General features: G+C 58.8%; 6 protein-coding genes. All 6 read left to right on the top strand.

What is annotated here, in order from left to right; genetic code table 11:
• Window positions 1-309 precede the first annotated feature (309 nt).
• The 6 genes from FS320_RS36290 (at window position 310) to FS320_RS36260 (ending at window position 5377) form a co-directional block, all read left to right on the top strand.
• Window positions 310-519 (top strand): cold-shock protein, encoded by a 210-nt coding sequence (locus tag FS320_RS36290; protein WP_152717194.1) that lies wholly within the window; start codon window positions 310-312, stop codon window positions 517-519.
• Between the two features lie 92 nt (window positions 520-611).
• On the top strand, window positions 612-878 hold the full coding sequence (locus FS320_RS36285) for a hypothetical protein (protein WP_152717193.1): 267 nt from the start codon (window positions 612-614) through the stop codon (window positions 876-878).
• A 144-nt stretch (window positions 879-1022) separates the two neighbouring features.
• Window positions 1023-1250 (top strand): hypothetical protein, encoded by a 228-nt coding sequence (locus FS320_RS36280; RefSeq protein WP_152717192.1) that lies wholly within the window; start codon window positions 1023-1025, stop codon window positions 1248-1250.
• 123 nt (window positions 1251-1373) lie between these two features.
• A complete protein-coding gene (locus FS320_RS36275) occupies window positions 1374-2165 on the top strand; it encodes a restriction endonuclease (protein ID WP_152717191.1) in 792 nt (263 codons plus the stop codon).
• A gap of 722 nt (window positions 2166-2887) precedes the next feature.
• Window positions 2888-3586: an IS6 family transposase gene (locus tag FS320_RS36265; protein WP_162003465.1), complete on the top strand. Its 699-nt coding sequence runs from the start codon at window positions 2888-2890 to the stop codon at window positions 3584-3586.
• Window positions 3587-4192: 606 nt separating this feature from the next.
• On the top strand, window positions 4193-5377 hold the full coding sequence (locus FS320_RS36260) for a glycosyltransferase (protein WP_244627613.1): 1185 nt from the start codon (window positions 4193-4195) through the stop codon (window positions 5375-5377).
• The last annotated feature ends 594 nt before the right edge of the window (window positions 5378-5971 follow it).

The following is a 5971-nucleotide window of genomic DNA, read 5'->3' as shown; positions in this document are numbered from 1 at the left end:
TGGAAAGCGCGTTGCCCGGATCAGTCGCCGACTTGCACCGCCTGGCCCGCCGCGAGTTCGGCCGCCTGCAGCAACGGCCTGAGCTCATCACCAGCTTCTTCCGGCACGCAGGTCTCTCCGTTGCAGGTCTTTAGTGAAGATCATTAGAAGCAACTTTGATGACGATCCTCCGTCACTTAACGATCATTCCGTCACTTTATTGCCACGGTTCCCTTGCTCAACTACCCTCCTTCCCGTGACGGACTTGTCACCGGAGGGGCGGAGCGTGACGTTCCGCCGGAGGGGAACTACTAGGGACTAGAGACGAAAATGGCGACAGGCACAGTCAAGTGGTTTAACGAAACCAAAGGATACGGCTTCATCCAGCCGGACAATGGCGGCAAGGACGTGTTCGTTCATATTTCAGCCGTGGAGCGCGCAGGTCTCCGCGGTTTGACGGACGGTCAGAAGATCTCCTACGAGGTCGAACAGGACCGTCGCTCGGGAAAAGAATCCGCGACCAACCTGCAGCAGGTCTAAGATCTCTCACATTCGCGGATTGAACCGCCTCAACAATGAACCGCCCCACGTCGGGGCGGCTTTTTATTTTGCCTGCCATTATGGAGATCCCCATGGCCGAGACATCATCTCCCGATTTTCTCAGCGACGAACGTTTCATCAAAGAGCATCGCAGAGTATTTGTGATGTTTATGGGTCGCGACGGCTACTCCGAGCAAATGTCGACTGAGGAATTCCCTCGCTTAAGTGAGACCGTCAAACTGGATGCCTGCTCGAAGGCGTATGTGCGCCTGCAGCGGACTGGATCCCGCTTCGCTCTCGACTGGCGCAAGAAAATGGAGATCGCGGAGATTTACCATAAGGCAGGGGAACATGCTTAGTACGGCTATTGCGCTGCCCTCGGTATCAACCTCGAGTGATCGTGCGTTCCTGCATCTCCCAATGATCTCCCCTATTACCAATCGGCATAGGTCAACTATCTAAGGTGAAAAGTCCCTCTGGACTTGCCTAGAAGAGGAGATGCAGTGACCACTCGCCTTATGGAGATCCTGGATCGCGATGCTGCCATCGTGAGAACCAAGATGGCTAAAGTCATGCCGGCCGCCGATGACGAAGCGCAACAAGCTCGGGAGTTGATGATCCTGCTTCATGCCGCGCTCTTTGTCATCCCGCGATATGACGGCAGCACGGCCGAAGAGCTGCGGGAGTTCGCCGGTCAAATCCTCGACCGGACCCGTTTCACCAGACAGTAGCAACCGAAATAATCTTGTGAGTTTCAGTGAGCCTAACTCTTTGCGAAGCTGCTGGTAACCCCGGTCAGCTATCCAAACTCTCGCAGTCACACTGGAAATCGCCGCCGACTGCTGGATAAGGCAATGTTTCGGTACCTCTGGAGACACAAGGCGTTCAGCGTCGTACTGCTCGTCTTCTTCGGCATTGGCTTATATCTCCAGCCAATCGCCGCCTGGATCGGGCTCGCGCTGCTGCTGTTCCTGCGCCTGACTAAGGTCCATTCGTTTCTGCTCATCTATGACCTAACAGACCGGGCAGCCCTGACACATGTCAGGACGTTAGCGACAAAACGCACCCATATGCTCTCACCTGACGAATATGGGAATGTCTCTGAGGAGGGCTGGGACAAACACCTCGCGACCTTCATCAAGAAGACCCTCCTGCCGGAGTTCCAGCGCAAGAAGGTCGAGCATCTCCTCGCCAAAGATCCGAAGCGGTACGTTGCCCGCCTGAGGACACGAATTGACCGGATCATCGACCGGCACCAGCCCGCCGAGCCGACGGTTGAATTGGACGACGCGATGACTGGCAGGGAGTTTGAGCTCTACTGCCGCGAGGTCCTGCAGGAGGCAGGATGGCGTGCAGCACTTACTCCCGGATCAGGCGACCAGGGCGCCGACATCATTGCCGAAAAGGATGACTGTCGGGTTGTCATTCAGTGCAAGTTCTACAACGGCACTGTCGGCAACAAGGCGGTTCAGGAAGCCTATGCTGCCGCAGCGTTTCAGGATGCCCATTATGCTGTGGTGGTCACCAATTCGGTCTTCACCAAGTCCGCCCACCAGCTCGCACATAAAAATGGCGTGCTGCTGATGCACCATACCGATCTGCCCAGGCTCGAACTGATCGTCACCAGCGGGGAAAGCTCCCGCTGATACAAGATTCCATTCAGTCGCTCGAAATCTTGAGGAAATCGTCAATCGACAGTTGCGCCGAACTGGCCGGCTTCGCCTTTGGCATCTTGGCGCTTCCTCGACACCTACCGCCACCGGCTGCTTTCGCGAAATGGGCGTATCCTCGGATTGCATTCGCTTCATTCGAGCCTTCGCCTTATCCCGCGCTTGTGCTTCCTCAGACTGCAGGTCTTCGGTCAGCCACTTCCCACGCTTGATCACCTCATTCACACGACCCTGGTTGATCCCAAGCTGGAAGGCGATCTCCTGCTGGGTCATGTCAGTGGTGCTATGAAGCTCGAGGATCTTGCGGGCGAGCTCCGGCGTCATCGTGCGTCCGGATACTCTCCGGGCCGGAGCGATCGACCGGGTCTTCTTCTCCTCCTTGCGCATCTTCTCCAAGATGGCCAAGGCCATGTTCATGCCTTGGGCGCACAGGGCTTCTTCGAATTGCTTCAGCGTAGCCGAGAGAGAGGCTCCTGAACTCCTGCCCCGATGCACTCACACCGGTTCAGACTGACTTTTGAACGACGAAGACGTGATGAGACGTCCCGCCAGCCCCGCACGGCTATTTGGACAGGTCAGCCGAATTAAGCTGACCTGAAATAGAATGAGTCCATGATTCGAGTTTTTCAGGATCCGTCGCAAACTCTTTGCTTCAGAGTTTCAGCTACTGAGACCTTGGTCACAATAGTGGGGACGTGGTGTTCAAGGGCAGGCATTTTGATCAATCCGAGATCCTGCTCTGCATTCGCTGGTATCTGGCTTACAATCTCGGCCTGAGAAACCTAGAGGAGATGATGGCTGAGCGCGGCATCCCGGTCGATCACGTGACCATTCACAGATGGGTTGTCCGGTACTCGACCGAACTTCTGAAGCGCTTCAATGCCCACAAGAGGGTCGTCACCGGCAGGTGGCACGTCGACGAGACATACATCAAGGTCCGAGGTCGTTGGATGTATCTCTACCGCGCCATCGACAGCAACGGCGCCACAGTGGAGTTCTGGTTCAGCGAGCGGCGCAACCTCACCGCTGCCAAACGCTTTCTGGCCCGAGCACTGAAGCGGCATGGCCGTCCGGAGCAGATCGTCATCGACGGCAACCAGACCAATCGCAAGGCGATCCTGTCCTGTGACGCGACAGACCGGCTACGGAATACGTCTCGGCGAAAGCTGAAGCCAATCAGGATCCGGCAGAGCCAATATTTGAATAACCGTATCGAGCAGGATCACCGTGCCATTAAGCGGCGGGTGTGGCCGATGCTTGGGTTCAAGTCCATAGACAGTGCCCCTGCGATTCTGAGCGGCATCGAGATGGTGCACATGATGCGCAAACAGCAGGCGAAGTATGCCTGCAATCCGCAGCCTTCACTTGCCGAGCAGTTCGATATGCTTGCTGCCTGAGCGCTCGATCGAGTGTCTGTCATTTCCTTGTCTCTTCTCCAAGTTTGCGACGCACCCTTTGAAGGAACGGCTACTTGAGGCAAGCTGCCAGCCAAAACCTGAGAGGTGATATCAACCGGCAGACCACTGGTGAATGACAGAAACAGCAGAGTGCCAGATTGAGTACCATCATAGACTCGCGGATGGGCGCCAGCCGGATGTGCCTGTGAGATAACCAACTCCTGTACGCCGTCACTGTTGAAGTCGCCGACCGCAGAGAAGGACAGGCCAGTTCGTATTGTGGGCGCGAGTGTGACTGTTGCGCCCTTGGTAAAAGTTAGCACTATTCGGATTGCCCCGTGGGTCGAACATCTTCGAGGCTGTGTAGCCTTATGTTCCCATCGGGAGCAATGGCCCTTAATTCTTAGAGCGATCTTGGAGGACAACGGAAACATCGACCAAGCCAACATCCCCGCACCATAGTCTCGCGAGGGTTCGTTGACAGCCTGAAGGGAGATGGAAGAGCAATCACCACTCTCCATTCTTATTTTGTAGCGGACCCCCGGCTTGCGGCAAGTCCCCGGTCATGGCCCATAAACGCTGCCCTCGAACAAACTTGAGGGAGCCATGAAGATGCGTGTGCTGTTGTCGACCTATGGGTCGCGTGGAGACGTCCAGCCGCTGGTGGCGCTGGGTCTGGCCTTGCAGTCGATCGACGTGGAGGCGCTGGTCTCCGCTCCGGTCGATGCGGAGTTCGTGGAGTTGCTGGACCGAGTGGGCCTGCCGCTGGCGCCAGCCTTCATGCCAGTGCGCCAATGGATCGAGCAGGCGAAGCAGTCAGGCCTGCGCCTGACCCAACTCGCAGCGAGGATGGTCCCGACCCAGTTCGATGCGATCGCTGCGGCGGCCGAGGGCTGCGATGCAATTGTTGCAACCGGCCTGTTCCCGTCCGCGGCGGCTGCTCAGTCGGTGGCCGAAAAGCTGCGCATTCCTTTTATCTGGGCGGCCTTTTGCCCGCTCATGGTGCCATCACCGCACCACCCGCCCATGCAATACCCAGGCTGGCCGCACCCGCCGGAGCTGACCGACAACCTGGCCCTGTGGGAGTTCATCGCCCAGGCGAAGAACGCGCTCTTCGGCGTGGCGGTCAACACCCACCGCGCTTCAATCGGCCTATCAGGGGTGGGCAATGTGCGGGATCATGTCTTCACGCATCATACGTTGTTGGCATCGGACCCGGTCCTCAGCCCGTGGCAGCCAACCCACCTTACCGACGCCGTACAGACCGGGGCATGGATCGTGCCGGACACGCGCCCGCTCCCGGCCGAGCTGGAAGCCTTCCTCGACGCAGGCGACCCCCCGGTTTATGTTGGCTTCGGCAGCATGGCCATGCACGCCGCGGAAGACCCTGCCCGCGTCGCCATTGAGGCAGTCCGCGCGCACGGCCGGCGCCTGATTCTCGCCCAGGGCTGGGCGAATCCGGCGCGGGTCGACGATCGGGAAGATTGCTTCGCTGTCGGCGAGGTCAATCAGCAGGCGCTCTTCGCCCGGGTCGCCGCCGTTGTGCATCATGGCGGTGCCGGAACGACTACGGCAGCGGCACGCGCCGGCACGCGCCGGCACGCCTCAGGTGGTGGTGCCCCAGGTTGCCGACCAGCCCTATTGGGCCGGTCGTGTCAGCGAACTCGGCATCGGTGCGGCGCACGATGGCCCGATCCCCAGAACCGGGTCTCTCTTGGCCCCTCTCAGGACGGCGCTGGCTCCGGAAACCCGCAAGCGAGCGGCCGCTTTCGCCAAGACGGTCCGCAGTGACGGAACGGTGATAGCTGCCAGATTGCTCGTTGCTGCGGTCCAAGGGGGAAGCCAATAGGGCTCAGGCCACCCTCCTCATCAGGGCCTGAACACGGCGTCTGACAAAATGGAAAAGCCCAGGCTCCGGGGTCAACGGGCGGAATGCCTTCGCATCTCCTGCCGCGCCAGCTACGGGCCTGGGCTGATAGGGTACCAGACGGGCGCTCGCGTCGTCAGGCAAGCGCAGGAACGAACCGTGCCGGAGTACATCCGTCCTGGCACGGCTTCATCGATGCTGGCGGTGACGCCCGCCGCTGTCGAAGTCCACAACAATGTCCGCTGGGGTAAGCTTGATATAAGGATTGATATACAATTCGCAAGCAGGACTGGGTGGCCATTTGGCCGCAGCCTCGCCCGCCTTGAGGGGCCGGAACACGTCACGTCAAATTGTCGGAGCCTCTCGGCCTAGAGCGCGTTGACATTCAGGCTTTCGACGGACTCGCAAATCTGATTCAAGCTCCTTTTGGGCGCGGAGGCTTGGGTGAGCGGAGTTCGTCTGATGTTGAAAGATCACCAGTGGGATCGGATGGAGCCGCATTTGCCGGGCAAACGCAT

This window comes from Microvirga tunisiensis (assembly GCF_009296175.1).
GTDB classification, from domain to species: domain Bacteria; phylum Pseudomonadota; class Alphaproteobacteria; order Rhizobiales; family Beijerinckiaceae; genus Microvirga; species Microvirga tunisiensis.
The sequence above is the reverse complement of the archived record's forward strand: the minus strand, read 5'-3'. Positions and strand labels throughout refer to the sequence as shown.

What these genes read in the sequence shown, in the direction of transcription:
- FS320_RS36260 (WP_244627613.1), top strand. Translation starts at nt 4,193, where the DNA reads ATGAAGATGCGTGTGCTGTTGTCGACCTATGGGTCGCGTGGAGACGTC.
- FS320_RS36285 (WP_152717193.1), top strand. Translation starts at nt 612, where the DNA reads ATGGCCGAGACATCATCTCCCGATTTTCTCAGCGACGAACGTTTCATC.
- FS320_RS36275 (WP_152717191.1), top strand. Translation starts at nt 1,374, where the DNA reads ATGTTTCGGTACCTCTGGAGACACAAGGCGTTCAGCGTCGTACTGCTC.
- FS320_RS36290 (WP_152717194.1), top strand. Translation starts at nt 310, where the DNA reads ATGGCGACAGGCACAGTCAAGTGGTTTAACGAAACCAAAGGATACGGC.